The organism is Marmoricola sp. URHA0025 HA25, from assembly GCF_054059435.1.
On the sequence record NZ_JBSSCD010000001.1, the window covers coordinates 3,556,050 to 3,581,955 of the forward strand.

Below are 25,906 nucleotides of genomic sequence, written 5' to 3' on the forward strand. Positions count from 1 at the left end.
CTCCCGTGACGACCACGACGACGGAGACCGGATCGCCCAAGCGCCGCTTGGGCGATCTGGTCTTCGCCAACACCACTCGAGCCGCCGGCGTGATGATCCTCGTCGCGCTGGCCGGCGTGGCGATCTTCCTCACCGCCCAGGGGCTGCCCGCCCTGGGTGCGCACGCCGAGGACCTCAAGGGCCACTCGAACTTCTTCACCTACGTGGCGCCGCTCGTCTTCGGCACCCTGGTCGCCGCGATCATCGCGCTGGCGATCGCGGTGCCGCTCGCCCTCGGCGTGGCGCTGTCGGTCTCCCACTACGCTCCGAGGACCCTGGCCGTCGCGATCGGCTACCTCGTCGACCTGCTCGCGGCCGTCCCCTCCGTCGTGTACGGGCTGTGGGGCATCGGCTTCCTGGGCCCGCGACTGGTCCCGGTCTACCAGTGGCTCGCCGACCACCTGGGCTTCATCCCGTTCTTCGACGGCCCGGCCTCGACCACCGGCCGCACGATCCTCACCGCCTCGGTGGTGCTGGCGATCATGATCCTGCCGATCATCACGGCGATCTCCCGGGAGATCTTCGTGCAGACGCCGCGGCTCAACCAGGAGGCCGCGCTCGCGCTCGGTGCGACCCGCTGGGAGATGATCCGGCTCGCCGTACTCCCCTACGCACGCTCGGGCATCGTCTCCGCGGCCATGCTCGGACTCGGCCGCGCGCTCGGCGAGACAATGGCCGTCGCCATGGTGCTCTCCGCCAGCGGCGTGGTCACCTGGGACCTGATCTCGAGCACGAACCCCTCGACGATCGCCGCGAACGTCGCGCTCACCTTCTCCGACGCGACCGGCCTGCAGCGCAACGCCCTGATCGCGTCCGGCCTGGTGCTGTTCGTGATCACGTTCGCCGTCAACTTCGCCGCCCGCGCGATCATCGAGCGCGGCGAGCCGGGGAGGGCACGATGACCGACCTCGCCGCTCCCCCGCAGGAGCACACCCATGTCCCGCTGCGCCACCCGCGGCTGCCCAGCTACGCGCCGCTGATCGCCGCGGGCATCGCCGGCGCCGCGGCCGGCCTCGTCGGCCTGACCCTGGGTTGGAACCTGGCCGGCATCGTCGCGCTCGCGATCGTGCTCCACCTCGTCGGCCTGACGGTGTGGTCCCGAGCGGTCGAGAACGCGCGGGCTGCAACCGACCGGCTGATGACGTCGCTGGTGTGGGTGGCGCTCCTGATCGCACTGATCCCGCTGGTGTCCCTGCTGTGGAAGGTCGTGAGCGAGGGGTCGCCGGCGATCAACAGCAAGTTCCTGACCTGGTCGATGCGCAACGTGATCGGTGAGCCCGGCGGCATCTACCACGCGATCGTCGGCACCCTGCTGATCACGCTCGCGGCGACGGTCATCTCCGTGCCGATCGGCCTGCTCAGCGCGATCTACCTCGTCGAGTACGGCGACCGGTCGCAGCTCGCGCGCTGGATCCGCTTCCTCGTCGACGTGATGACCGGCATCCCCTCGATCGTGGCCGGCCTGTTCGCCTACGCGCTGTTCTCGCTGCTCTTCGGGCCCGGGACACAGATGGGGCTCGGTGGCGGCGTCGCCCTGTCGCTGCTGATGATCCCGATCGTCGTCCGGTCGGCCGAGGAGATGCTCAAGCTCGTGCCCGCGGACCTCCGCGAGGCGTCGTACGCGCTCGGCGTGCCGAAGTGGCGCACCATCACGAAGGTGGTCCTTCCGACGGCTGCGGGAGGCATCATCACCGGCGTGACTCTCGCGATCGCCCGGGTGATCGGCGAGACCGCCCCGCTGCTGATCATCTGCGGCAGCACCGACTCGGTGAACTTCAACCTGTTCGGCGGCCAGATGGCCAGCCTGCCGGTGTTCATCTACTCCAGCTACACCCAGCCGGGCAGCGACCCCGAGATCCTGAAGAGCATGGCCTGGGGAGCCGCCCTGATCCTGATCGTCATCGTGTTGGCGCTCAACCTCGTTGCGCGCATCGCCGGCAAGTTCTTCGCCCCCAAGACCGGGCGTTGAGAGGAAAGACCATGGCCAAGAGCATCGACATCTCCGACCTGAGCATCTACTACGGCGACTTCCTCGCCGTGGAGGGTGTCTCGATGACCATTCCCGCACGGTCGGTGACCGCGCTGATCGGTCCCTCGGGCTGCGGCAAGTCGACCTTCCTGCGGACGCTGAACCGGATGCACGAGGTGATCCCCGGAGCCCGTGTCGAGGGCAAGGTGATGATCGACGGCCAGTCCCTCTACGAGCCGACGATCGACCCGGTGGAGGTGCGCCGGATGGTCGGCATGGTCTTCCAGCGTCCCAACCCGTTCCCCACCATGAGCATCTACGAGAACGTCCTCGCGGGCCTGCGGCTGAACAACAAGAAGCTGTCGAAGTCGGACGCCGACGGCGTCGTGGAGCGCGCCCTGCAGGGCGCGAACCTGTGGAACGAGGTCAAGGACCGCCTGCGCAAGCCCGGCATGGGGCTCTCGGGTGGGCAGCAGCAGCGGCTGTGCATCGCCCGCGCGATCGCCGTCGAGCCGCAGGTGCTGCTGATGGACGAGCCGTGCTCGGCCCTGGACCCGATCTCCACCTCGGCGATCGAGGACCTGATCCACGAGCTCAAGGCCGAGTACACGATCGTGATCGTCACCCACAACATGCAGCAGGCCGCCCGGGTCTCCGAGGACACCGGCTTCTTCAACCTCGCCGGTGCGGGCAAGCCGGGCCGGCTCATCGAGTTCAACCCGACCAAGAAGATCTTCAGCGTCCCGGACGAGGAGGCCACCGAGGCCTACATCTCCGGCCGCTTCGGCTGAGTCGCCCCGGGGGGCGCCGGTGGCGTGCGGCAGTCGCCGGGGTTGCAGTGGCTTGCGGGTGCGGCGCCGGTGTGGGCGGTGCGCAGCCGGTGCGCAGCCGGTGCGCAGCCGGTGCGCAGCCGGTGCGCAGCCGGACATGCGAATGTCGCAGGTGCGTCATGCGGCACGCCCAGGCGACCCGCGCGCGACATTCGCATGTCGGCGTACGAGGTTGACGGCAGTCTCCAGCACCGACACGACGTACGCCGGCTCGAACATCACCTGGTACCAGCTGAACCGCACCACCAGCCACCCGGCCAGGGTGAACGCGTTGTAGCGGGCGCAGTCCCGGGTGAGCGCAGCGGTCTCCCCGTGCCAGGCGAAGCTCTCCGCCTCGATCACGATCCCTAGGTCGACGTCGGCCAGGTCGGGGTGCAGGACCAGGCTCGCCGACAGTCGGATCGGCCGCTGCGGCTCCACGTTCAGGCCGGGCACGGTCGCGGCAATGGCTCGCAACGTGGATTCGTAGGGGTTCGCCGGCTTCTTGCTGGCCATTGATGCGATCGCCATGGCCCGGGCCCGGCCGCGCCCACGCATCGCGGGAGCGATCCGCCGCAGCTCGGCGAGCGTGACGTCGCCGGCTCGCAGGGCACTCTCGACGATCGGCAGCGCCTCCTCGAGCGGCAGCATCCGCATGCAGTCGACCAGAGTCCGGCGAACGCCGGTCACACCATCGACGATGTCCTCGGGTGCGACGTCCGACCAGTGCGGAACGACGAGCAGTCGGGCGGTCGGACGCAGGTGGTGCGTCCGCGGGAACGTCACATCGGGTCGGTCAGGCACCCGTTTCTGGCCCCACCCGTGATGCTGGGCCGCGCTGCGCATCGACAGGATCCCGCCCACCGCCGCAGCCGCCCTCACGGCCGCACTCGCGGACGGGAGTGCGTACCGGCCACGCGCGACCCGCACCAGTACGCCGTCCCGCAGCGCCCTGTCGACCACCGCCCGACCACAGCGCTCGACGATGACCGACCGCGAGCACGCGCCACCGAGCACGGTGACGTGCCCGACGAGGTCCATGCCTCAGGGTGACGGTGCTCGGCACGGGTGCGTGCGGGCAATCCACAGGGGTTCGTGCAACGCGCGCTCGCACAGGCGCATGCGAATGTCGCAGGAGTTGCCTCTGGGTCCGCTCCCGACCCCTCGCGTCACAATTGCATGCCCGTGAGCGAGGGCCGACCATTCCACCGCCGGAGGCGACGGGCGGCCAGCAGCCGAGTGGTGGCCCCGTACGCCGACATGCAGATGTCGCGGGTGGGGCCTGCGTGCTGACCAGCTGACCCCTCAGCGACATTCGCATGTCCGGCGGCGCGACCACGCCCCAGCCCAGCGGGGACCCCGCGGGGACCCCCGCCATCAACCGGGTCAGGGGAGCCGGAAGACGACCTTCAGCACGAAGTACACGGACGCCGCGACGGCTCCGGCTGCCGGGAAGGTGAGCACCCAGGCCGTCACGATGCTGCGGGCGACGCCCCAGCGCACGGCCGAGACACGCCGGGTGGCGCCGGCGCCCATGATCGCCGAGGTGATGGTGTGGGTCGTCGAGATCGGTGCGTGGTAGACGAAGGCGGTCGTGTAGAGCACGGCCGCACCGACCGACTCGGCCGAGAAGCCGCGCGGGGGGTCGAGCGCGATGATCTTCCGGCCGAGGGTGCGCATGATCCGCCAGCCGCCGGAGTACGTGCCCAGGGAGATCGCCGACGCCGCGGAGATCACGATCCACAGCGGCAGGTTCTGCTGGTCCGCCGGGTAGTAGCCGGCGGCGATCACGGCCAGCAGGATCACGCCCATCGTCTTCTGGGCGTCCTGCAGCCCGTGGCCCAGTGCCAGGGCCGCGGCCGAGACGGTCTGGAGCAGCCGGAAGCCGCGCTGCACCTTGTGCGGGTTGCGCCGCCGGAACACCCACATGATCAGCAGCATCACCAGGAATGCCGCGATGAACCCCACGACCGGCGAGATCACCATCGGGATCACGACCTTGTCCAGGATCGTCTTCCAGTGCACGGTCGCGCCGGCGGCGATCGCGGCGCCGCCGAGGCCCCCGATCAGGGCGTGCGAGGACGACGAGGGCAGCCCGAAGTACCAGGTGATCAGGTTCCACGTGATCGCCCCGAGCAACGCAGCGAGCACGATGATCAGGCCGTGGTTGCCCCTCGGCACGGCGATCGTGTCGCTGACCGTGTGCGCGACCTCCTGGCCGAGCAGCGCCCCCACGAAGTTCATGACCGCGGCCAGGGTCAGCGCGAGCCGCGGCGTGAGTGCCCGGGTCGAGACCGACGTGGCGATGGCGTTGGCAGCGTCGTGGAACCCGTTGGTGTAGTCGAACGCGAGAGCAACGACCACCACCGTCACGACGATGGCGAGATCCACCGGTCAGGACTCCTTGACGTGGATCTGCTCGACGATGTTGGCCACGCGCTCGAACGCGTCGATCGCGTGCTCGAGGGAGTCGACGATGTCCTTGAGCTTGAGCACCTCGAGGGCCTCGTACGAACCGCTGAACAGCTTGGCCAGGATCCTGCGGTAGCTCTTGTCGCCGGCGTTCTCCAGCCGGTTGATCTCGATCCAGTACTCCTCGAGGTCCTTCATCGCCTGCAGCTTGGGCATCGACTCGGCGGTGAGCTCGGCGCACCGCTGGAGCACCTCGACCTGCTCGGCGCACTCGGCCGGCAGGCTCTGCACCTCGTAGAGCAGGGTGAGGTCGACCGCCTCCTCCATGAAGTCCATGACGTCGTCGAGGCCGGAGGCCAGCGCGTAGATGTCCTCGCGGTCGAACGGCGTGACGAAGGTGCTGTTGACCCGCCGGACGATCTCGTGGGTCGTCTCGTCCGCCTTGTGCTCGGCCTCGCGCATCCGGGTGGCGATGCCCTGGCGGTCGTTGCCCTCACCGAGCATCTCCGCGAGCAGCGCCGCCCCGTCCACGAGCTGCGCCGCAGACGAGGTCAGGAGCGTGTAGAAGGCAGTGTCGACCGGCTTGAACCTCAACGCCACGGTGAACTCCAGGAGAGCAGGATCAGAACGGCACACATGCTAGGCGGTACGTCGAGCGCGGCCACAGGCCGGACCCCTTCGCAGTGCAGGAGCCGGGTCGAGCGTAGCGGCATCCATCGTCGCGGCGCCCGGACGTGAGGTCGTACGGCGTCAGCCGAGGCCGAGGAGCCGGTCGATCTCGTCCTGCGGGAGCCGACCCTCGCACTGGTTCGCGGCCACCATCAGGCTGGCGGTCAGGCCGACCTCGTCGAGGAGCTCGGGGTCCTCGAGCTCGACGTCGAACGGGTCAGTGGACACGACGGGCCTTCCTTGTCTCTTCCCCCGGCGATCCTCAGTGCCACCAGTGTCCCCCTGGCAAGCGTGCTGGAAACTTCCTACACCCAAAGCACAAGGGGCTCCGACCGTTTGGTCGAAGCCCCTTGACTGGTCTAACTCGATCAGATGGCGCGAACGTTCTCCGCCTGCGGGCCCTTGGGGCCCTGCGTGACGTCGAACTCGACCTTCTGGTTCTCGTCGAGCGACTTGTAACCCTGCGACTGGATGGCCGAGTAGTGAACGAAGACGTCGTCGCCGCCGTCCTCCTGTGCGATGAAGCCGAAGCCCTTCTCGGCGTTGAACCACTTAACGGTGCCCTGAGCCATGCTGGTAATTCTCCTTATTGGGGCGAGAGACGACCACCTCGGTTGCCTCTTCCACAGATGCAGTGATACGTCGTCCCGCCTCACAAAGAGAAGAAACGCCGTTGGATCACAAACTCCAACAAGCGTAGGTACTGCTGGAACTCGCATCTGCAGGAATGACACTACCAACTCAGACGCCGTTGTCACGAGCCGGCGCCTCCCGATCACCGGCCCGTGCCGATTCGCGGACTGTGTCGTTGGGGTTGGTTACGGGGACGGAGTGCGACAATTCGTTCCGAACCCCGGCAACCTGAAGGCAGGGCATGCGAGGGTTCGAGTGCAGATGTACGCCGTTCCTCGGGCACCGAATGAAGCAGGAAGGGGTGGGTCGTGGCACGTGGACGCCGCGCGAGCGACCCCATCCCTGACGAGGCCACCGAGACCTCCGAGAGCGCTGCGCCGGAGACCGGCCTGATCGATCCGCTCCGGATCGCGTCGGAGGGCCTGGAGGACCTCGACGAGGAGTCGGCGGCCCACCCACTGACGGCGGCGGACGCAGAGGAGCCGACGGCCGACCCCCTCGCGCTGCTCAGCCTGGCCATCGACGAGGACGAGGCGCTCGCGGCGGCTGGGGAGGACGACCTCCCGCCGCGCCGCCGACTGTTCGCCCGGCGCGCCCGGCGCGAACGCGGTGAGCCCGGTGCGGACGAGGCGGCAGACACGCAGTCACTCGAGGCGTCCGCCGCCGCGCAACCGGGACCGGACGCCGAGCCCGTCGAGGTGGGCCCGCGGGTGACCACCTGGGCCGAGGACTACGCCGACCTCCGGCCGGCACCGCCCGAGGAGACCCCCGTCGAGGAGACCCCCGTCGAGGAGTCCGTGGTCGAGGAACCCGTGGTCGAGGAACCCGCCGCCGAGGAGACCCCGGTCGAGGACGCCGAGGCCGAGGCGTCACCGTCGAAGAGGCGTCGGCGGGCAGGTCGCCGGCGGCGTACGTCGGAGCAGCCGGCCGTCGAGGACCCGAAGGAGTTCCTGGGCAGCTATCTCGACGTCCCGGTCGACGACACCGATGACCCGTCGCTGGGGCATGCCGCGCCGGTCGAGCACGTCGTCGACGAACGCTGGGATCGGGAGGTGGACGGCGGCGCCCCGCCTGCGGAGTTCCTCAGCTCGGCGCTCGGCGCCGAAGCCGATCCGGAGCAGGACCGCCTCGACGCGGAGAGCACAGAACGACGCCGTCTCGACCAGGAGCGGGACGACGCCGAGATGGCCGAGCGTGCTCGACTGGCTGCCCAGCGCGCGGAGGACGCGCGAGCCGGTGCCGAGCGCGAGCGCCTCGCCGCCGAAGAGGCCGAGCGCGAGCGCCTCGCCGCCGAGGAAGCCGAACGCGACCGGCTCGCCGCCGAAGAAGCCGAGCGCGAACGCCTCGCCGCCGAAGAGACCGAGCGCGAGCGCCTCGCCGCCGAAGAAGCCGAACGCGACCGGCTCGCCGCCGAAGAAGCCGAACGCGACCGGCTCGCCGCCGAAGAAGCCGAGCGCCTGGAAGCAGAGCGCCAGGAGGCCATCCGGGTCGCCGCCGAACGTGCGGCGGCCGAGGAGGCCGAGCGCCACCGCCTCGCAGCCGAGGAGGAAGAGCGCCAGCGCCTCGCCGCCGAAGAGGCCGCACGCCTCGAGGCCGAGCGCCAGGAGGCCATCCGGATCGCCGCCGAGCGTGCGGCGGCCGAAGAGGCCGAACGCCAGCGCCTCGCCGCCGAAGAAGCCGAACGCCAGCGCCTCGCCGCCGAAGAAGCCGAACGCGAACGCCTCGCCGCCGAAGAAGCCGAACGCGAACGCCTCGCCGCCGAAGAAGCCGAACGCCAGCGCCTCGCCGCCGAAGAAGCCGAACGCCAGCGCCTCGCCGCCGAAGAAGCCGAACGCCAGCGCCTCGCCGCCGAAGAAGCCGAACGCCAGCGCCTCGCCGCCGAAGAAGCCGAACGCGAGCGCCTCGCCGCCGAGGAGGCTGCACGGCTCGAGGCCGAGCGCCGGGAAGCCGAGCGGATTGCCGCGGAGCGCGCCGCGGCGGACGAGGCCGAGCGTGAGCGCCTGGTTGCGCTCGAGCGGGCACGGCGCGAGCGCCTCGCTGCCGAGGAGGCCGAGCGAGCTCGGCGCGAAGCCGAGGCAGCCGAGGTCGCGCGTCAGGCGGCGGAGCAGGCCGAGCTCGACCGGCTGGCCGCCGAGGAGGCGGAGCGGCTGCGCCTCGAAGCCGTGCGCGAGGAGGCCCGCCGGCGTGAGGAGGCCCGGCTCGCCGAGCTGAGGGCCGAGGAGGAGCGCCTCCTCGCTGCCCGGGCAGAGGCCGAGCGGCTGCGGGCGGAGGCCCTCGAGCGGGCTCGCCGCGAGGCCGCGGAGCTCGAGCGGGTACGCCGCGCCGCGGAGGCCGCAGAACAGGCACGTCTCGCGGCCGAGGCCGGCGAGGCCCAACGGATCGCGAGCGAGCAGGCGGCGGCACAGCAGGCCGAGGCCGAGCGCCTCGAGGCCGTGCGCCTCGCCGGGATCGCCGCCGAGCAGGATCGCCTGGACCGGGAGCGGTCGGAGGCCGAGCGCATCGAGCGCGAGCGGGCCGCGGCACAGCACGAGGAGGACGTCCGCCTCGAGGCCCTGCGCCTCGCGGCCCTGGCCGCCGAGGAGGAGCGCCTCACCGCCGAGCAGACCGAGGCGGCCAGGGTCGAGGCCGAGCGCGCGGCCGCCCAGCGCGCCGAGGACGAACGGCTCGAAGGCCTGCGGATGGCCGCGATCGAGGCCGAGAAGAAGAGGCTCGCGGACGAGGAACGCGAGGCCGCCAGGATCGAGGCCGACCGTGCCGCCGCCCAGCACGCGGAGGACGAGCGGCTCGAGCGGCTCCGCCTGGAGGCAGAGCGCCTGGTCGCCGAACGAGCGGAGCGCGAGCGCATCGAGGCGATCCGGGCTGCCGCCGAGCTCGCCGAGCTGCAGCGGCTCGAGGTCCTGCGCAACGAGGAGCGCCGCCTCGCCGCGGAGAAGGCCGAGCAGGAACGACTGGAGGCGGAGCGTGCCGAGGCGGCGCGGATCGCCGAGGAGCAGGCCGCCGCCCAGCGGGCAGAGGCCGTGCGCGTCGAGCGCGAGCGTCTCGCAGCCGAGGAGGCCGAGCGGCTCCGGATCGCGCGCGAGCGCGAGGAGGCCGAGCGCCTGGCTGCCGAGCAGGCCGAGGTCGAGCGGGTACGTCGCGAGCAGGAGCGGCTCGCCGCGGAGCGTGCGGAGGCCGAGCGCGTCGCCGCAGAGCTGGCCGAGGCCGAGCGGGTGGCCGCCGAGCGTGCAGCCGCCGAGCGCGAGGCGGCCGAGCGGGTCGCCGCGCTCGAGGCGGAGCGGGCCGCACAGGAGCGGCTCGAGCGCGAGCGGGCCGAGGCCGAGCGCCTGGCTGCGCTCGAGGCCCGCCGCGAGGCCGCGCGGCTCGAGCAGGAGCGCCTCGCCGAGGAGAAGGCCGAGCAGGAGCGTCTGGAGGCCGAGGAGCGCGAGCAGCGCCGCCAGGCCGCCATGCGCGAGCAGCAGGAGCGGATCGCGGCGCAGCGGGCGGAGAAGGAGCGCCTCGCGCGCGAGCAGGAGCAGTGGGAGCGCGAGGCCCAGGAACGCGCCCGACGCGCCGCCGCACCCCAGGCCCCGCGGGCCGCCGCCGCGTCTTCCGCGCCGGACGCCGACATGACCTCCCCCGTGCTGTCACCGGAGTCCAGGCCTGCGGCCGCGCGTGCCGACGTACCCGCCCCTGCGGCGCGTGCGAGCCTGCCGAGTGCGCGCCGCGCGAGCACCTCGAGCCGGGCGAAGTCCTCCGAGCCGGTCCCGCGCTTCGTCGAGTTCCGGCCGGGCAACGTCATGGGCTACGTCTTCGGCACGCTGTTCACGATCTTCTCGGTGGGCGCCGTCCTCGGCATCCTCTGGGCGGTGTCGGAGGGCAGCGGCCAGGCGATCCTCGGCGCGGCCGGGCTCACGCTGCTCGCGATGATGTCGTGGTGGGCCCTGCTCAACTGGTCGCCGCCGATCGTGTCGGTCAGCGACGGCGTGCTGGAGATCTCGCGCGGCACCCGAGGTGTCAGCTGGGACCTCCGGGACCCGGAGACGGAGATCACCTTCCGCGGCCGGCCCACCTCGCGCGCCTGGAAGGCGATCGTCCGCGCCCCGAACGCCAAGCCGGCCACGATCTCGGCGCGCAACGTCGACGGCCCCCAGTTCGTGGAGCTGGTCGAGCACTACCAGGCGCTCGGCCACGAGACCGAGGGCGACGAGTAGCAGCTCGGCTTGGCTAGGCTGCCGCCGGTACGACGGGCCTCTAGCTCAACTGGCAGAGCAGCGGACTTTTAATCCGCGGGTTCCGGGTTCGATCCCCGGGGGGCCCACCGATCACGGCACGGCGGTGGCTCATGGCGCACGACCGCGCGGGGTACGAGCCGGTCCACAGACGCGATCTGCCGGTCAGCCGGCGGGGAGGTGATCCTCGATGCCTGCCAAGAAGGAGATGCCCTCGACCCTCGAGCGCTCCCCCAGCAAGGCGCAGCGCACGTGGGGCAAGGCCCACGACGCCGCGGTCGAGCAGTACGGCGAGGGTGAGCGCGCCCACCGCACCGCCTTCAGCGCGCTCAAGCACGAGTTCGAGAAGGTCGGCGACCACTGGGAGCCGAAGGAGGAGTCGGGTCCGTCAGACCGGCAGGCCGCCAGGTCCGGGTCCGCTGCGCGCCGCGGTCGCGGCAGGACCGCCGAGGGTGTCGACGCGAACGCCTCGAAGAAGCACCTGAGGGACATCGCCCGCCGCCTCGACGTCCACGGCCGCTCGAGGATGGACAAGGGCGAGCTGGTCGAGGCGATCCAGCGGGCCAACGACCGCGAGACCCGGAAGAGCCGCGGCTGACCGTGCAGCCGCTGTGGTACCGCAACGCGGTGATCTACCAGGTCGACGTCGCGTTCTTCCTGGACTCCAACGGCGACGGCTGGGGTGACCTGCACGGTGTCACCGAACGGCTCGAGCACATCCGCGGACTCGGCGCGAACTGCATCTGGCTGCTCCCGTTCTACCAGTCGCCCTACGACGACGGCGGGTACGACGTGACCGACCACCTGGCCGTCGAGCCGCGGTTCGGCGACCTCGCGGACTTCGCGTTCCTGCTCGACAAGGCGGAGTCGCTCGGGCTGCGGGTGATCATCGACCTGGTCCCCCAGCACACCTCGATCCAGCACCGCTGGTTCCAGGAGGCACGCAGCGACCCGAAGTCGCCGTACCGGGACTACTACGTCTGGTCCGACGAGCCTGTCGAGACCGACGTGGCCCCGGCGTTCCCCACGGTCGAGGACGGCGTCTGGACCTGGGACGAGGAGGCCCAGAAGTTCTACCGGCACGTCTTCTACGACTTCGAGCCCGACCTCGAGCTCGGCAACCCCCGCGTGCGCGAGGAGGTCCGCCGGATCATGGGCTTCTGGCTGCGCCTGGGCGTCTCCGGCTTCCGGATCGACGCGGTGCCCTACATGGTCGAGCGCGCGCGTGCCGCGGATCCCCGGCACGACGGCTACTGGCTGCTCACCGAGATGCGCGAGTTCACCGCCCTGCACCAGCCGGAAGGCGTGCTGCTCGGAGAGGTGGACGTGCCGCCGGAGGAGTACGTCGAGTACGTCGGCCGCAACGACCGGCTGTCGATGATCATCGACTTCTGGCTCAACAACAACACCTTCCTGTCGCTGGCGCGGTCGAAGGCCGAGCCGCTCGCCCGCGCACTCGCACGCCGCCCGCAACCGCACTCCCACAGCCAGTACGCCACCTTCCTGCGCAACCACGACGAGCTCGACCTCGAGCAGCTCAGCAGCGACGAGCGCAACGAGGTGCTGGAGGCCTTCGCCCCGTCCGACGACATGCGCGCCTACGACCGCGGCATCCGCCGCCGGCTCGCGCCGATGCTCGGCGGGGACACCCGCCGGATCGCGATGGCGCACGCGCTCCTGATGAGCCTGCCCGGGGCGCCGGTCCTGCTCTACGGCGACGAGATCGGCATGGGCGAGGACCTCTCGCGCCCGGAGCGCAAGGCGGTGCGTACGGCGATGCAATGGACCGACGCCCGCAACGGCGGGTTCTCGCTGGCCGAACCGGACCAGCTCCCCACCTCCGTGATCAGCTGGGGCAGGTTCGGCTACGAACGCGTCAACGTCGCGGCCCAGAGCCAGCACCGTGACAGCCTCCTCGCGCTGGTGGCCAACCTCACCCGGTCGCGCTTGGGTGCGGAGGAGATCGGCGCCGAGAATTGCACGGTGCTCGAGACCGGCGCGCCCAGCGTGCTGTGCCTGTGCCACGAGAGCGAGGGCCGCCACCTGGTGACCGCGGTGAACCTCGGCGAGGAGGAGGTGACCTGCGAGCTCAGCGGCACCCCGCTGTCCGAACTCGCGGACGTCCTCGCCGACCAGGAGTACCCACCGCCCGACGACGACCCGGTCAAGTTCGTGCTCGCCGGCCACGGCTTCCGCTGGCTGCGCCGCCGCGACGAGCCCTTCAGCGACGTCCTCGACCCCGAAGGAGAGTGATGGAACCGCTCGGCACGACCACCTGGGTCATCCCCGAGGGCCACGTCCCCGGTCGCAGCACCGGCGAGGGCCGCGCCCTTGAGAGCCACGAGACCGCGTGCGTCCTGAACGTCGCCGACCAGGACGCGCACGTCGAGATCATGCTGTTCTTCGCCGATCGCGAGCCGGCCGGGCCCTACCGGTTCACGGTGCCGGCGCGGCGTACCGTCCACCAGCGATTCAACGACCTCAGCGACCCCGAGCCGGTGCCGCGCGACACCGACTACGCCTCCGTGCTCACCAGCGACGTGCCGGTCGTCGTCCAGCACAGTCGGCTCGACAGCCGCCAACCCGCGCTCGCGCTGCTGAGCACCGTCGCCTGGCCCGCACCTCGCTCGGCGACCTGAGGGGTTTCGACAGGCTCAACCACGGAGGGCAGCGCGACCACCGGTGGGAAGCGCCACCACCGTGTCGAGGCTGCGCCGGTAGACCCGCGACTCCCACGGCAGCATCGTGGGCTCGGTGCGGTCACCGATCACCAGGGTCCCGTCCGCGCACCGATCGACCAGGACACCGGGGAGGTCGGTCTCGCCGCCGGAGAAGTTCGCGACGACGACGAGCTCCGCACCCTCGAGGCCGCGCGTGAACGCGAACATTCGGTCGTGGTCGGGCAGCAGCAGCTGGAAGTCGCCGTCGGCGACGAGCCGGTCCTCGTGGCGCAGGGCGATCAGGCGACGGTGGTGCTCGAAGACCGACCCCGGGTTGCCCACCTGCTGAGCGGCGTTGACCTGCAGGTAGTCGGGGTTGACCGGCCGGCCCGGCGTCCCGGTGGTGAAGCCGGCGTGCGGCGAGTCGTCCCACTGCATCGGCGTCCGGCTGTTGTCCCGGCTCATCGCACGCAGTGACGCGAGCACGTCTTCGGGGTCCTCGCCGCGAGCGACCGCCTCGTGGAAGTAGTTGACCGACTCGATGTCCTCGAACTGCTCGATCGAGGTGAAGGGGTAGTTGGCCATGCCGAGCTCGTCGCCCTGGTAGAGGTAGGGCGTGCCGCGCTGGAGGTGCAGGACCGTCGCGAGCAGCTTGGCCGACTCGACGCGGCACTCGCCGTCGTCGCCGAACCGCGAGACCACCCGCGGCTGGTCGTGGTTGTCCCAGTAGAGGCTGTTCCACCCGACCTCGGCGAGGCCCTCCTGCCAGCGGTCGAGCACGCGCCGGAGCACGCGCATGTCGAAGGGCAGCACGTCCCACTTCGAGGTGCCGCGGTCAACCTGAACGTGCTCGAACTGGAAGACCATGTCGACCTCGCGGCGTGCCGGGTCGGTGTAGCGACGAGCCTCCTCGACGGTGACTCCCGGAGTCTCGCCGACGATCAGGAGGTCGCGGTCGACGGGGTCGAAGACCTCGCGATGCATCTCGGCGAGAAACTCGTGGATGCGCGGGCCGTCGAGCACCGACCTCCCCAGCTCGCCGAACTGCTCTCCCGGCCGCACTGGGCCGTCGGGTAGCGCCGGGTCCTTGGAGATCATGTTGATGACGTCCATCCGGAAGCCGTCGACGCCGCGGTCGAGCCAGCGCCGCATCATCGCGTACACAGCCTGGCGGACCTCGGGGTTCTCCCAGTTCAGGTCCGGCTGCTTTCGGGAGAACAGGTGCAGGTAGTACTCGCCGGTCGCCTCGTCGTACTCCCAGGCCGGCCCGGAGAAGAACGAGCCCCAGTTGTTCGGCTCGGCGCCGGGCTCACCCGGTACGCCGCCCTCCCGCGCCGGTCGCCACCAGTACCAGTCGCGCTTCGGGCTGTCCTTCGAGGAGCGCGACTCGGCGAACCAGGGATGCTCGTCGGAGGTGTGGTTGACGACCAGGTCCATCACCAGCTTCATGCCCCGGCGGTGGATGTCCTCGAGGAGCGCGTCCAGGTCGTCGAGGGTGCCGAAGACGGGATCGATGTCCTCGTAGTCGCTGATGTCGTAGCCGTTGTCGTCCATCGGAGAGCGGTACACCGGCGAGAGCCACACGACGTCGACGCCGAGCCGCTCGAGATGGTCGAGGCGCTCGCGGATGCCGACGAGGTCGCCGATGCCGTCACCGTCGGAGTCGGCGAAGCTGCGCGGGTAGACCTGGTAGACGACGGCGGAGCGCCACCACTCGCTGCTGATCATCCGTGCAGTGTGCCCCGCCGTCACGACGGACGCATGCGGAGCGCCGCCAGGAACGCCTTCGGGTCTGACGCCACCATCTTCGTGCCCGCGAGGACCGCGGCACCGAGGTTCACCAGTGCCGGGCTCACTCCCTTGCTGGTCAGCCAGCTCTGGGCCGAGAAGCCCGAGGCCGAGCCGTCGAAGGACCCGTGGGCACCGAAGTCGTGGCCGTCCTCGCCGTCGGCGGGCTCCCAGAGGTTCGCGGGACGCCCCGGGTGGACCGGCTCGCCGGTCTGCTGCGAGTCGTAGCCGGTGAACGCGAGATAGCGGTCGAGAACGCCGGATGCCACCCGGTTGCCGAAGATCGTGGCAACCGCGCTGCCGCCGACGACGTACTCGCGGCGCTCCGGGTGGTCCGCGGCGTAGACGACCTGGCGAGCGATCACCTCGGGCTGGAAGATCGGCGGCACGGGCTGCGGGTGCTCGGGCAGCTTGTTGAGCACCCAGTCGAACTGAGGAGTGTTCACCGCCGGCAGCTGCACCATCGTGGTGTGGATGTTGCTGCCGTCGTGCAACAGCTCGCACCGCAGAGACTCGTGGAAGCCCTGGATGGCATGCTTCGCGCCGCAGTAGGCGCTCTGCAACGGGATCCCGCGGTACGACAGCGCCGAGCCGATGTGCACGAGCGTGCCGCGGTCACGCGGGACCATCCGGTCGAGCGCAGCCTTGGTGCCGTGGACGTAGCCGAGATAGGTCACCTCGGTGGTACGGCGGAACTCGTCCATCGAGATCTTCGTGAACGGCGCGAACACCGCGGAGAACGCGTTGTTGACCCACACGTCGATCGGCCCGAGCTCCATGCTCGACGCGGGCCGCCGCGGCCTCGACCTGGTCGTAGTCGGCCACGTCGGTCACGATCGGCAGGGCGGTGCCGCCGGCCTGCTCCACGTCGCGCGCAGCCGCCTCGAGTCCCTTGAGGCCGCGGGCGAGCAGCGCCACCTTGTCGCCACGACGACCCAGCTCGACTGCGGTCGCGCGGCCCACCCCGGCACTCGCCCCGGTCACGACGACGACACGACTCTCCACGTGCTCCTCCTGCCCTTGCGGTCCTCCGTCCTGTTCCCCATCACCACGGATTGACGCGCCCTTACGACGTAGCGCCCGTCACCACGTCCTTGGGGGCCGATTGCCCACGGGGCCGCTGGGTATCGGGCGGCGATGGAGTCACCGATCGACGTCCTGGCTCGCACCGCAGGGGGGTTGCTGTCGTCCGGTGCGGTCGCGCTCGGGGCAGCGCGCGACCGGACGAAGCCGCTGCACCCCGACGGGCAAGTGCGGCGCGCCACACTGACCCGGATTGGCGGCGGCGCGCTGACCGGTGTGCCCTGGCTCGACGAGCCCGGCCGCGACGACGCCCTCGCGCGGCTGTCGCGCGGCGTCGGCCTGCCCGGTCCGCTGCCGGACGTCCAGGGCCTGGCGATCCGCGTCCAGACCGGCGACCGCCCCGCCGACGTGCTGCTGGCCAGCACGGGGCTCGGGCGCCTGACGCGCTACCTCCTCACCCCGACGTGGCGGACCAGCGGCCGCCCCCTCACGTCGCTGCTCCCCTACCGCTCGCCGCGCGGACCGCTGCTGCTCGCCGCCGTGCCGGGGTCGACACCCTCCTTCGACCTGCGCTGGGCCGGGCCGGTCGGTCCGTGGGTCTCCTTCGGCACCCTGGAGCTCGGCGAGCCCCTCGGCGACGACAGGCGGCTCTCCTTCGACCGGCTGGTCAACGTCGTGCCCGGGCTGGGCAGCTACGGCTGGGTGGAACGACTCCGTGAGCCGGCGTACCTGGTGGCCCGGAGGCGCACGCACCGCACCACCAGCCACGCATGACGCCTTTGACGCACGGGTAACTGCGAGGCATGCGCCTCCCCCGACCACGCGGACCGCTCAGCGAGCACGTGTTCGCCCAGATGGTCGCGGACGAACCGACACCGACCCCGTTCGACGCGACCTCCGCGGACGTGCTCGCCGACGACGACGTGCAGATCGCACTCTGGGCGCTCTACGAGCTGAGCTACCGCGGCTTCGAGGACGTCGAGACCGACCGCGAGTGGTCGCCGGCCCTCATCACCACCCGTGCCGGCATCGAGTCAGCGTTCGAACGAGCGGTGCGGGAGCTGACCGCCGCCGCGGTCGACGAGGTGATCGGTGAGCCCGCGCGGACCGCCGACGCGGTCGCGGCCCTCATCGCCGCCGACGACGGGCCGGGTCTCGCGCAGTACCTCCAGCGGCACGCGACCGAGGAGCAGTACCGCGAGTTCCTGGTCCATCGCAGCGTCTACCACCTGAAGGAGTCCGACCCCCACGCCTTCGCGATCCCGCGCCTCGACGGCGCGCCGAAGGTCGCGCTCGCCGAGCTCCAGTACGACGAGTTCGGCGGCGGCCGGCCGGATCGGCTGCACAGCACGCTGTTCGCCCGGGCGCTCGAGGGGGCCGATCTCGACCCGGCGTACGGCGCCTACGTCGACGTCGTCCCCGCGGCGACCCTGGCGGTGAACAACGTGATGTCGCTGTTCGCCCTGCACCGCCGGTTGCGCGGTGCGCTCATGGGCCACCTCGCCGCCTTCGAGTCGACCAGCTCGTTGCCCTGCAAGCGGTACTCCGGCGGAGCGGCGCGGCTCGGATTCGACGACCGGGTCACCGGCTACTTCGACGAGCACGTCGAGGCCGACGCCGTCCACGAGCAGCTCGCCGTTCGCAGCATCTGCCAGCGGCTGGTCGACCAGGAGCCCGACCTGCACCGTGACGTGCTCGTCGGCACCGCGGCGTGTCTCCAGCTCGAGGCTCGCTCGGGACTGCTGATGCTCGACGCCTGGGAGACGGGCGCCTCGGCGCTGCTGCCCGACGCCTACCATGAAGTCGCATGAGGTCCTCCCGATGAGCGCGGCCCGCACGAGCTCCGGGTGCCAGGTGGAGGTGTGTCCCGGAGGTCCCGCCCTGGTCCGCGGCGCCGACGAGGTCCTCGACGAGCAGGGACGAGCCCACAGGACCACGCGACCCGTGGTGGCGGTCTGCCTGTGCGGCCGCTCGCAACGGGCGCCCTGGTGCGACGGCACCCACAAGGTGGTGACCGCCGCCGCGCCACCGCCGTCGGAGCTCACGTGACCGTCGTCGCCGACGCCGTCGTGATCGGCGGCGGGCCGAACGGCCTGGTCGCGGCCAACGCGCTGGCGGACGCCGGCTGGGACGTCATCCTCGTCGAGGCGAACCCCGAGGTCGGCGGCGCGGTGCGCAGCGCCGAGATCACCGCGCCGGGCTTCTGCAACGACCTGTTCAGCGCGTTCTACCCTCTGGCCGCCGCCTCACCGGTGATCGGCGACCTCGACCTCGGCCCTCACGGCCTGACCTGGCGACACTCTCCCGCTGTCCTCAGCCACGTCCTCGACGACGGGCGGGCAGCGGTCCTGTCGCGTGACCCGGAGGTCACGGCGGCGAGCGTCGACGGGTTCCACCACGGCGACGGCGACGCGTGGCTGCGGATGTTCGCGCAGTGGAAGCGGGTGCGCGATCCCCTGCTCGACGCCCTCTTCACGCCGTTCCCGCCGGTGCGGTCCGGGATGCGGATCGCTCGCGCCCTGAAGGCCGCAGGCACGATGGACCTCGCCCGGCTGGCCGTGCTGCCCGTGCGCCGGCTCGGCCAGGAGGACTTCGGCGGCGACGGTGCTGCCCTCCTGCTGACCGGCAACGCGATGCACGCCGACGTGCCACCCGACGCTGCCGGTAGCGGCATCTTCGGCTGGCTGCTCACGATGCTCGGCCAGGACGTCGGCTACCCCGTGCCGGAGGGCGGCGCGCAGCGCTTCGCCGAGGCGCTCGCGAGCAGGGCCCGCGCCGCTGGCGCGGTCATCCGCACCGGACAGCGCGTCGAGCACATCGAGATCGCGGGCGGTCGGGCGGTCGGCGTACGCCTGCGCGACGGGACCCGGCTGGAAGCGCGGCGTGCGGTCCTCGCCGACGTGGACGCCCCCACGCTCTACCGGGACCTGGTCGGGTTCGACCGGCTGCCGCCCCGGGTACGCCGCGACGTGGGCCGGTTCCAGTGGGACCACGCGACCGTGAAGCTCAACTGGGCGCTGCGCGAGCCGGTGCCGTGGCGCGCGGCGGAGGCGCACGGCGCCGGTACGGTGCACCTGGGTGTCGACGTCGACGGGTTCGTCGACTTCGCCGCGGACCTGAGCGTCGGCAGGAGGCCCGAGAGGCCGTTCCTGCTCTTCGGCCAGATGACCACCGCCGACCCGACCCGCTCGCCGGCAGGCACCGAGTCGGCCTGGGCCTACAGCCACGTGCCCGCCGGGACGGTCGACGACGACGCCCGCGCTCGAGCAGCACGTCGACCGGATGACCGCCGCGATCGAGCGGGTGGCGCCGGGGTTCTCCGCGACGGTCCTCGCCCGCTCGGTGCAGAGCCCCGCCGACCTCGCGTCCGCCGACTCGAACCTCGTCGGCGGAGCGATCAACGCGGGCACCTCCGCGGTCCACCAGGAGCTGGTCTTCCGGCCGATCCCCGGGCTCGGCCGCCCCGAGACGCCGGTGCCCGGGCTCTACCTCGCCGGGGCGTCCGCGCATCCCGGTGGCGGCGTCCACGGAGCCTGCGGCTGGAACGCGGCCCGGGCTGCGATGGCGACGGAGCGGCCGTGGGCCGGCGTTCGCCGGGCGCTGCTGCGCACCGCGTGGGGCCGGCTGCTGCGCGACTAGCGGAGCTCGACTCCGTCGTCAGTCGGCGCGGCGCTCGGCGAGGAACGAGAGCCGGCGCAGCGCCTCCTTGTTGCGCGGGATCACGCCGAGCTGGCGGACCGGTGGCGGGATGAGCCGGGCCGGTCCGGACACGGCGTCCTCACGGATGGTGACCTCCGTGCCCTCGCCGGCGGGGGTCAGCTCGATGTCGACCTCGGCGGCGCCGGCGGGCCAGCCGTGCGCCTTGAGCCGGAGGCGGTGCTGGGGCTCGCAGCCGACGACCTCCGTGCGGTCGTCGAGGAGCAGCGGCCAGAGGCCGACGGAGTGGTGCAGCTTGCTGCCCGGCGCGGGCCAGGACTCCTCGACCTCGCGCATCCGGGAGGCTCCCACGACCCACGACGGGTAGAGCCAGCCGTCGGACAGCACCGACCACACCTTCGCCGGCTCGGCGTGGATCAGACGGCGCACGACGGCGGTTCCGTCCTTCACGAGACCTCCTGTGGTCGGTCCCGGTCCCTTACCCGGCCCACGTGCGGCCATGCCCGGCGGCGTGTGCCGGGCAGGTGAAGCGGGTACCAGCGGCCATGACCTCGACCGCGGCCCAGACAGCGGCCCAGACAGCGGCCCAGACAGCGACGCAGCCCGCGACCCAGCCCGCGAGCGACGCCGCGGTCCGCCGGATCGCCCGCATCGGTGCCCTCGACATCGCCTACGACGACCGGGTGCTGTGTCCGCGCCCGTGGACCGCGGCGCACGCCGCCTGGGCTGCCGAGGTGCTCCGCGAGGCGCCTGCCGGGCCCGTGCTCGAGCTCTTCTGCGGCGCCGGCCACATCGGCCTGCTCGCGGCGCTCGGCAGCGACCGCAGACTCGTCGCGGTCGACATCGACCCGGTCGCCTGCGACTACACGCGCCTCAACGCCGTCGCCGCCGGGATCACCGACCGGGTGGAGGTCCGCAACGCTCCGCTCGACGCTGCGCTCGCCCCTGACGAACGCTTCGCGGTGGTGATCGCCGACCCGCCGTGGGTGCCGACCCGGTCGACCGGCCGCTATCCCGACGACCCGCTGACCGCCATCGACGGCGGCCCGGACGGTCTCGCGTACGCCCGCAGGAGCCTCGAGATCGCCGGCCGCCACCTCGCGCAGGACGGCACGATGCTGCTGCAGCTCGGGACGCTCGACCAGGTCGTGCAGCTGCGGACCGCGGTCGCCGAGGGGCTGGAGCTCAGCGAGGTCCGGCAGCCGGACCCGTCCGGCGTGGTGGTGTGCGTACGCCGTACCGGCTGACGCTCACTGCGCGAAGGCGCCCAGGAACCGGTCGCGGAACGAGTCCATCCGCCACACCGGGGCGTCCGACGCCGGGTGCAGCCCGTCCTGCCAGCCCCACCCGGCGACCCGGTCCGTGACCGACGGGTCGCTGGCGATCACCACCACCGGCACGTCGTGTCCGGGCGTCCGTCCCGACACGTAGTGGTGCGGCTCGTGGTCGCCGAGCACGACCAGCACGAGGTTCGGATCGGGACGGCGCTCCAGCCACGAGACGAGCGCCCCCATCGTGTACTGGATCGACTGGCCGTAGAGCGCACGGACCTTGGCCGGGTCGCGATAGACGGTGGCCTCGGACTCGCCCTGCGCCGGCATCCCGTCGAAGACCGAGCCGTCGCCGAGCGCGTCCCAGTCGACCAGGTGCGGCAGCGGGGTCCAGGGGTGGTGGCTGGACACCAGGTCGATCTCCCCCATGACCCGCGGACGGGCCGGGTCGGCGGTGAGCTCGTAGCGTGTCAGGGCGTCGAGCGAGTACTGGTCGGGGATCGGCGCGTAGCCGAACTGGGGGCCGCGGTAGCCGACGTTGCGCGAGTCGTAGGACTTGTCGAAGCCGTAGAAGCGCTCACCGTCGGTCCAGTCGTGGGTGATCGCCGGGTCGTTGAAGACGGTGCGCCACCCCGCGTCGCCGAACGCGCGCGTCAGGGTCAGCCGCTTGTCGGTGATCAGCTGGTTGTAGCGCTGCTGGCTGTCGACCCAGAGGCCCGACTGCAGGCTGGAGTGCGCCAGCCAGCTGCCCGCACCGAACGTCGGCGAGGTGAGGAACGCGCTGCGCGTCGAGTACCCCGCGGCCTTCAGCCGTCGGGTGCCGTCGTCGAGCACCGCGTCGACGCCCGGTGAGTACGACGAGCCCTCGACCGCACTTCGCCCGAAGCTCTCGACGAAGACCACGAGCACGTCCTTGCCACGCAGGCCGGCCAGCCGTTGGTCGGGCGGCGTCGCCGCGAGACGGATGGCGAAGCCGTCGGTCGCGATCTCCTTGTCGAACACCTTGCGGTCGGCGAAGTCGGCGCGCAGCTGGTGGACCTGGCCGAACGCGAGGTCGGCAGCGCCCGCGGACGCGACGGGTCCCGAGGCGACCTGGAGGCCGGTGGCCGCGGCGAGGCCCCAGGCGACGGCGAGCGCCACGACGGCACGCCTGGAGACGGCCTCGTGCCGGCGAGCGGCGTGGGCGAGCCGGACGACCGCCAGGCAGACCCCCGCGACCACGCCGATCACGAGCAGGCCGGTCCCGGCTGCCACCGCGAGCGCGGCGGGCCGGCCGATCGAGTCGGCGAGCACGCCGACCGCCGGCCCGAGGTAGTAGGAGTCGTTCAGCGGGTCGAAGGTGCGGTCCAGGACGCTGGAGAAGCCGAGGTCGAGCACCTTGAGGACGAGCACCAGGCCGAGCAGCAGCCCGAACGCGACCGTCACCGCACGGGCTGCCCGACGGCCCAGCACCAGGGCGAGCGCGACCAGCACCAGCCCCTCGACCGGGACCCGGACGAACGCCCCCGAGGTGAGGTGGGTGACCTTCTCGGGCAGCACGAGGACGAACCAGACGACGACCAGGGCGAGCACCGTCGCAGCGGTGGACCGGACACCGCGGATCGCGCTCGACGCGTCGCCGCCCTGCAGCTTCCAGAGCTCCCAGGACTCGCGGCCGAAGGACTCCGCGAGCAGGACCAGCGCCACCGCGAGCGCCAGGCGCATCCAGCCGGCCGGGACCAGGCCGGCTGCGGCGACGGTCAGCACCACGCCCTGCACGACCGCGACGACCTTGCACCACGGTCGCGGTGGCGCCGTCCCCCGGAGCCACGGCAGCGCCCGGCCCGCGGCGACGAAGGCATAGCGCGCCAGGCCGATCAGCAGCACCCACCAACCGGTCGCGGGCGCGACGTACAGGCTGAGGACGAGGATCAGGAACGCGTCGACCTCGAGGTCGAACCGCGCGCCGAAGGCCGACGCGGTGCCCGTACGCCGCGCCACCCACCCGTCGACCCCGTCGAGGAGAAGTGCGACGGAGGCGACGGCGACGAGGATCGGCACCCGGGCGGCGAAGTCGCCGGCGAGCGCGAGGACGGCCACGACCCCGACGAGCACCGAGCGGGCGAGGGTCACCCGGTTGGCCGGACCTCGCGCAGGTCGCATCACGACACGCGTGAATCCCCGCAGGGGTCCCGCTTGAACCTGATGCACCGCGCCTCCGTAGCCAGGGTTACCGGTTCCTACGCGGGAGCCCGGGTATCGGTTCAGGACGGACGAGGGGCGGCGATGGCGGTCGAGGCGGCTGCGTTCTGGGTGCGCGAGCCCGGGATCGGCGAGATCCGCAACGAGGTCGTGCCCGACCCGGGACCTGACGAGGTGCTGGTGCGGACCCTGCGATCGGGGGTCAGCCGCGGCACCGAGACGCTGGTGTTCCGGGGCGGCGTGCCGGAGGCCCTGCGGGCCTCGATGCGAGCCCCCTTCCAGGCCGGCGACTTCCCCGGCCCGGTGAAGTACGGCTACCTCAACGTCGGCATCGTCGAGCAGGGCCCGGCCGACCTGGTCGGCCGGACGGTCTTCGCGCTCCACCCGCACCAGACGGCGTACGTCGTGCCGGCCGACGCGGTCACCGTCGTCCCCGACGACGTGCCGGCGGAGCGCGCGGTGCTGGCCGGCACCGTCGAGACGGCAGTGAACGCGCTCTGGGACGCGGCCCCGCTGGTGGGCGACCGGGTCAGCGTGGTGGGAGCCGGCACGGTCGGCTGCTGCGTCGCCCGCCTGCTCGCCCGGATGCCCGGCGTCGACGTCGACCTGGTCGACACCAACCCCGCACGCAGGGCGACGGCCGACGCGCTCGGGGTGGGCTTCGCGCTGCCCGCCGACGCTGCCGAGGGCCGAGACCTGGTCGTGCACACGAGCGCCACGTCGGCGGGCCTGCAACGGTCGCTGGACCTCCTGGTCCCCGACGGGACCGTGATCGACCTCAGCTGGTACGGCGACACCGAGGTGCAGCTCTCCCTCGGTGGCCGCTTCCACACCGATCGGCTCGGCCTGCGCTCCAGCCAGGTCGGCACCGTGGCCGCCGCGCGCAGGACCCGTCGTACGCCGGCCGAGCGGCTCGCGCTCGCCCTCGACCTGCTCCGCGACCCGGCGTTCGACGCTCTGCTCACCGGGTCGTCCAAGCTGGAGGAGCTCCCCCAGGTGATGGCCGACCTGGCGTCCGGGAGACTCGACGCGCTGTGCCACGGCGTGAGCTATCCCGCGCCCTGACCCACCTCCACCGACGAGAGCGAGCGCCGATGTACAGCGTCACCGTCCGCGACCACGTGATGATCGCGCACAGCTTCCGGGGCGACGTGTTCGGACCGGCCCAGCGGCTGCACGGTGCGACCTTCGTCGTGGACGCCACCTTCTCGGGCGCCGAGCTCGACGCCGACGGGATCGTGGTCGACATCGGCCGCGCGACCGCCGAGCTGCACCATGTGCTGGCCGACCTCAACTACCGCAACCTCGACGAGGAGCCGGCCTTCGCCGGGCAGAACTCCACGACCGAGCAGGTCGCCCGGCTGATCGCCGACCGGCTGGCGGAGCGGATCGCCTCGGGCGCGCTCGGCGCGGCGGCGCGCGACCTGGCGGGAGTCAAGGTGACCCTGCACGAGTCCCACGTTGCGTGGGCGAGCTACGAGCGCGACGTGTGAGGGGCGACGCGCCATGAGCCGGGCCCTCCGCTTCGTGGTGCCGGACTCGATCGACGACCCGGCGCGACCGAGTGGCGGCAACATCTACGACCGGCGGGTGTGCGCCGAGCTCGAGGGGCTCGGCTGGTCGGTCCGGATGCGTCCCGTGGCCGGGGCCTGGCCTGCCCCGGAGCCGGCCGACGTCACCGGGCTGGTGAAGGTGCTCGACGAGGCGCCGCCCAACGGCTGCGTGCTGATCGACGGACTGGTCGCCTCCGCGGTCCCCGAGCTCGTCACCCGGTACGCCGACAGCGTGCAGGTCGCCGTCCTGGTCCACCTACCGCTGGGCGTCCTCTCGCCGGGGCAGCGAGCGCCGGAGGCGGCGATGCTGCGCCGGGTCGCGGTGCTGACCACCAGCACCTGGACGCGCTCCTGGTTGCTGTCCGAGTACGGTCTCGCGTCCGACACGGTGCACGTGGCGGTCCCGGGCACGGACCTCGGCCCGCTCGCTCCCGGCACACGCGGAGGTGGCGCGCTGCTCTGCGTCGGCGCCGTGACGCCGGTCAAGGGACAGGACCAGCTGGTCGAGGCGCTGGCGTCGCTCGACCTGCCCGGCTGGCGGTGCACCTGTGTCGGCTCCGTCGAGCCGGACCCTGTGTTCGCGGCCGGCGTCACGGCGGGGGCCGCCGAAGCCGGGATCGCCGACCGGCTCGTTCTGGCCGGCGCCCTGGACCGAGCGGGGCTCGAGGCGGCGTACGGGAGCGCGGACGTGCTGGTGCTCGCCTCCCGCGCGGAGACCTACGGCATGGTGGTCACCGAGGCCCTTGCCCGCGGCCTGCCCGTGGTCGCGATGCGCACCGGCGGCATCGCCGAGGCACTGGGGAGCACCGCGGACGGGACCCTCCCCGGTGTGCTGGTCCCGCCGGGTGACACCACCGCTCTCTGCGGCGCGCTGCACACCTGGCTCGACGACCCCGGGCTGCGCGAGCGTCTGCGAGCAGCCGCCCAGGAGCGCCGGCGGACGCTCCCGACCTGGCGCGACACCGCGGCCCGGATCGGCGGAGCGCTGTCCTCGGCCTGAACCGAACCCGCAGCTCGACCGTAGGACCTGACAG

The 25,906-nt window shown here is 72.0% G+C and carries 24 protein-coding genes, 1 tRNA gene and 1 pseudogene; 16 read left to right on the top strand and 10 right to left on the bottom strand.

Annotated features, from left to right (window positions below; translation table 11 throughout):
* The first annotated feature begins 5 nt into the window (after positions 1 to 5).
* Genes pstC through pstB form a run of 3 tightly spaced genes read left to right on the top strand, consistent with a single transcriptional unit; the run spans position 6 to position 2,799 of the window.
* Entirely contained in the window at positions 6 to 941 is a 936-nt protein-coding gene (gene pstC / locus ACVW00_RS17550) for a phosphate ABC transporter permease subunit PstC (RefSeq protein ID WP_457112184.1), read from the top strand.
* The gene (gene pstA / locus ACVW00_RS17555; protein ID WP_457112185.1) at positions 938 to 2,008 is read left to right on the top strand and encodes a phosphate ABC transporter permease PstA; all 1,071 of its coding nucleotides are present in this window, start codon (positions 938 to 940) and stop codon (positions 2,006 to 2,008) included. The genes pstC and pstA overlap by 4 nt, the downstream gene beginning before the upstream one ends.
* An 11-nt stretch (positions 2,009 to 2,019) precedes the next feature.
* Positions 2,020 to 2,799, top strand: a complete 780-nt coding sequence (gene pstB, locus ACVW00_RS17560; protein WP_457112186.1) for a phosphate ABC transporter ATP-binding protein PstB — start codon at positions 2,020 to 2,022, stop codon at positions 2,797 to 2,799.
* A gap of 156 nt (positions 2,800 to 2,955) precedes the next feature.
* Here pstB and ACVW00_RS17565 read toward each other — a convergent pair whose 3' ends face one another.
* The 5 genes from ACVW00_RS17565 to cspE form a co-directional block, all read right to left on the bottom strand.
* On the bottom strand, positions 2,956 to 3,858 hold the full coding sequence (locus ACVW00_RS17565; protein ID WP_457112187.1) for a hypothetical protein: 903 nt from the start codon (positions 3,856 to 3,858) through the stop codon (positions 2,956 to 2,958).
* A gap of 345 nt (positions 3,859 to 4,203) precedes the next feature.
* The gene (locus ACVW00_RS17570; RefSeq protein ID WP_457112188.1) at positions 4,204 to 5,208 is read right to left on the bottom strand and encodes an anion permease; all 1,005 of its coding nucleotides are present in this window, start codon (positions 5,206 to 5,208) and stop codon (positions 4,204 to 4,206) included.
* A 3-nt stretch (positions 5,209 to 5,211) separates the two neighbouring features.
* Positions 5,212 to 5,829: a DUF47 domain-containing protein gene (locus ACVW00_RS17575; RefSeq protein WP_457112189.1), complete on the bottom strand. Its 618-nt coding sequence runs from the start codon at positions 5,827 to 5,829 to the stop codon at positions 5,212 to 5,214.
* Positions 5,830 to 5,979: 150 nt separating this feature from the next.
* The gene (locus ACVW00_RS17580) at positions 5,980 to 6,126 is read right to left on the bottom strand and encodes a hypothetical protein (protein ID WP_457112190.1); all 147 of its coding nucleotides are present in this window, start codon (positions 6,124 to 6,126) and stop codon (positions 5,980 to 5,982) included.
* 140 nt (positions 6,127 to 6,266) lie between these two features.
* Positions 6,267 to 6,470 carry a transcription antiterminator/RNA stability regulator CspE gene (gene cspE, locus ACVW00_RS17585; RefSeq protein ID WP_028636594.1) on the bottom strand — a complete coding sequence of 68 codons (204 nt, stop codon included), beginning with the start codon at positions 6,468 to 6,470 and terminating at the stop codon, positions 6,267 to 6,269.
* A gap of 369 nt (positions 6,471 to 6,839) precedes the next feature.
* Here cspE and ACVW00_RS17590 point away from each other — a divergent pair, with 369 nt between their 5' ends.
* The 5 genes from ACVW00_RS17590 to ACVW00_RS17610 all read left to right on the top strand — a co-directional run bounded on the left by ACVW00_RS17590 (position 6,840) and on the right by ACVW00_RS17610 (position 13,378).
* A complete protein-coding gene (locus ACVW00_RS17590) occupies positions 6,840 to 10,721 on the top strand; it encodes a hypothetical protein (protein ID WP_457112191.1) in 3,882 nt (1,293 codons plus the stop codon).
* Between the two features lie 34 nt (positions 10,722 to 10,755).
* Positions 10,756 to 10,828 (top strand) — tRNA-Lys (locus ACVW00_RS17595).
* Between the two features lie 101 nt (positions 10,829 to 10,929).
* Positions 10,930 to 11,337: a ChaB family protein gene (locus tag ACVW00_RS17600; protein WP_457112192.1), complete on the top strand. Its 408-nt coding sequence runs from the start codon at positions 10,930 to 10,932 to the stop codon at positions 11,335 to 11,337.
* Positions 11,338 to 11,339: 2 nt separating this feature from the next.
* On the top strand, positions 11,340 to 12,992 hold the full coding sequence (locus ACVW00_RS17605) for an alpha-amylase family protein (RefSeq protein ID WP_457112193.1): 1,653 nt from the start codon (positions 11,340 to 11,342) through the stop codon (positions 12,990 to 12,992).
* Positions 12,992 to 13,378, top strand: a complete 387-nt coding sequence (locus tag ACVW00_RS17610; protein WP_457112194.1) for a sensory rhodopsin transducer — start codon at positions 12,992 to 12,994, stop codon at positions 13,376 to 13,378. Before ACVW00_RS17605 ends, ACVW00_RS17610 begins: the two co-directional genes overlap by 1 nt.
* A gap of 15 nt (positions 13,379 to 13,393) precedes the next feature.
* Here ACVW00_RS17610 and ACVW00_RS17615 read toward each other — a convergent pair whose 3' ends face one another.
* The 3 genes and pseudogenes from ACVW00_RS17615 to ACVW00_RS17625 form a co-directional block, all read right to left on the bottom strand.
* On the bottom strand, positions 13,394 to 15,127 hold the full coding sequence (locus tag ACVW00_RS17615; RefSeq protein ID WP_457112195.1) for a glycoside hydrolase family 13 protein: 1,734 nt from the start codon (positions 15,125 to 15,127) through the stop codon (positions 13,394 to 13,396).
* A gap of 20 nt (positions 15,128 to 15,147) precedes the next feature.
* On the bottom strand, positions 15,148 to 15,966 hold the full coding sequence (locus tag ACVW00_RS17620; protein ID WP_457112196.1) for an SDR family oxidoreductase: 819 nt from the start codon (positions 15,964 to 15,966) through the stop codon (positions 15,148 to 15,150).
* Positions 15,967 to 16,027: 61 nt separating this feature from the next.
* Positions 16,028 to 16,192 (bottom strand): annotated as a pseudogene (locus tag ACVW00_RS17625) (SDR family NAD(P)-dependent oxidoreductase); the annotation flags it as partial.
* A 132-nt stretch (positions 16,193 to 16,324) separates the two neighbouring features.
* On the opposite strand from ACVW00_RS17625, the gene ACVW00_RS17630 reads away from it, so the two are divergent.
* From ACVW00_RS17630 to ACVW00_RS17645, 4 genes are read left to right on the top strand one after another with little or no spacing between them, the layout of a single operon-like run.
* On the top strand, positions 16,325 to 16,984 hold the full coding sequence (locus ACVW00_RS17630; protein ID WP_457112197.1) for a hypothetical protein: 660 nt from the start codon (positions 16,325 to 16,327) through the stop codon (positions 16,982 to 16,984).
* A 29-nt stretch (positions 16,985 to 17,013) separates the two neighbouring features.
* Positions 17,014 to 18,021 carry an iron-containing redox enzyme family protein gene (locus ACVW00_RS17635; RefSeq protein WP_457112198.1) on the top strand — a complete coding sequence of 336 codons (1,008 nt, stop codon included), beginning with the start codon at positions 17,014 to 17,016 and terminating at the stop codon, positions 18,019 to 18,021.
* Between the two features lie 10 nt (positions 18,022 to 18,031).
* A complete protein-coding gene (locus ACVW00_RS17640) occupies positions 18,032 to 18,259 on the top strand; it encodes a CDGSH iron-sulfur domain-containing protein (protein ID WP_457112199.1) in 228 nt (75 codons plus the stop codon).
* Positions 18,256 to 19,962 (top strand): phytoene desaturase family protein, encoded by a 1,707-nt coding sequence (locus ACVW00_RS17645; RefSeq protein WP_457112200.1) that lies wholly within the window; start codon positions 18,256 to 18,258, stop codon positions 19,960 to 19,962. Before ACVW00_RS17640 ends, ACVW00_RS17645 begins: the two co-directional genes overlap by 4 nt.
* Here ACVW00_RS17645 and ACVW00_RS17650 read toward each other — a convergent pair.
* Complete coding sequence (locus ACVW00_RS17650; protein ID WP_457112201.1) at positions 19,868 to 20,317, bottom strand: SRPBCC family protein; 450 nt, start codon at positions 20,315 to 20,317, stop codon at positions 19,868 to 19,870. The two genes, ACVW00_RS17645 and ACVW00_RS17650, sit on opposite strands and share 95 nt — an antisense overlap.
* Positions 20,318 to 20,412: 95 nt before the next feature.
* Between ACVW00_RS17650 and ACVW00_RS17655 the strand changes: the two genes are divergently transcribed.
* Positions 20,413 to 21,114, top strand: a complete 702-nt coding sequence (locus ACVW00_RS17655) for a methyltransferase (RefSeq protein WP_457112202.1) — start codon at positions 20,413 to 20,415, stop codon at positions 21,112 to 21,114.
* 3 nt (positions 21,115 to 21,117) lie between these two features.
* Here ACVW00_RS17655 and ACVW00_RS17660 read toward each other — a convergent pair whose 3' ends face one another.
* Positions 21,118 to 23,250 carry a CDP-alcohol phosphatidyltransferase family protein gene (locus ACVW00_RS17660; protein ID WP_457112203.1) on the bottom strand — a complete coding sequence of 711 codons (2,133 nt, stop codon included), beginning with the start codon at positions 23,248 to 23,250 and terminating at the stop codon, positions 21,118 to 21,120.
* 153 nt (positions 23,251 to 23,403) lie between these two features.
* Between ACVW00_RS17660 and ACVW00_RS17665 the strand changes: the two genes are divergently transcribed.
* Genes ACVW00_RS17665 through ACVW00_RS17675 form a run of 3 tightly spaced genes read left to right on the top strand, consistent with a single transcriptional unit; the run spans position 23,404 to position 25,872 of the window.
* On the top strand, positions 23,404 to 24,384 hold the full coding sequence (locus ACVW00_RS17665; protein ID WP_457112204.1) for a zinc-dependent alcohol dehydrogenase: 981 nt from the start codon (positions 23,404 to 23,406) through the stop codon (positions 24,382 to 24,384).
* A 29-nt stretch (positions 24,385 to 24,413) separates the two neighbouring features.
* The gene (locus ACVW00_RS17670) at positions 24,414 to 24,812 is read left to right on the top strand and encodes a 6-pyruvoyl trahydropterin synthase family protein (RefSeq protein ID WP_457112205.1); all 399 of its coding nucleotides are present in this window, start codon (positions 24,414 to 24,416) and stop codon (positions 24,810 to 24,812) included.
* Between the two features lie 13 nt (positions 24,813 to 24,825).
* On the top strand, positions 24,826 to 25,872 hold the full coding sequence (locus ACVW00_RS17675; RefSeq protein ID WP_457112206.1) for a glycosyltransferase family 4 protein: 1,047 nt from the start codon (positions 24,826 to 24,828) through the stop codon (positions 25,870 to 25,872).
* The last annotated feature ends 34 nt before the right edge of the window (positions 25,873 to 25,906 follow it).